Annotated in this window: 1 protein-coding gene; it reads right to left on the bottom strand. The window is 65.5% G+C overall.

Annotated features, from left to right (window positions below; translation table 11 throughout):
* The coding region (locus tag V5F48_RS24990) for an EF-Tu C-terminal domain-related protein (protein ID WP_394260648.1) at nt 1-536 on the bottom strand (536 nt) is incomplete at both ends.

Genomic DNA, 536 nt, shown 5'->3' with positions numbered 1-536 from the left:
ACCGTGCGGCCACCCTCGCGGATGGCGAAGCGCAGCTTTTCTTCCATGGCGATGGGAACGATCAGCGCCACGTCCATGGACACGTTATCGCCCGGCATCACCATCTCGGTGCCTTCCGGCAGCGTGCACACGCCGGTCACGTCCGTGGTGCGGAAGTAGAACTGCGGGCGGTAGTTGGTGAAGAACGGGGTATGACGCCCGCCCTCTTCCTTGGTCAGGATGTAGGCCTCGGCCTTGAACTTGGTGTGCGGCTTCACCGTACCCGGCTTGCACACCACCTGGCCGCGCTCCACGTCCTCACGCTTGGTGCCGCGCACCAGGATGCCCACGTTGTCGCCGGCCTGGCCCTGGTCCAGAAGCTTGCGGAACATCTCGACGCCGGTGACCGTGGTCTTCTGCGTCGGGCGGATGCCCACGATTTCAACTTCCTCGCCCACCTTGATGATGCCGCGCTCCACGCGGCCGGTCACCACCGTGCCGCGGCCGGAGATCGAGAACACGTCCTCGATGGGCATCAGGAACGGCAGGTCCACCGG

This window comes from Xanthobacter autotrophicus ATCC 700552, assembly GCF_043194565.1.
Lineage (GTDB): Bacteria > Pseudomonadota > Alphaproteobacteria > Rhizobiales > Xanthobacteraceae > Xanthobacter > Xanthobacter autotrophicus_F.
Note: the sequence above shows the minus strand (reverse complement) of the source record. Positions and strands in the feature narration are given on the sequence as shown.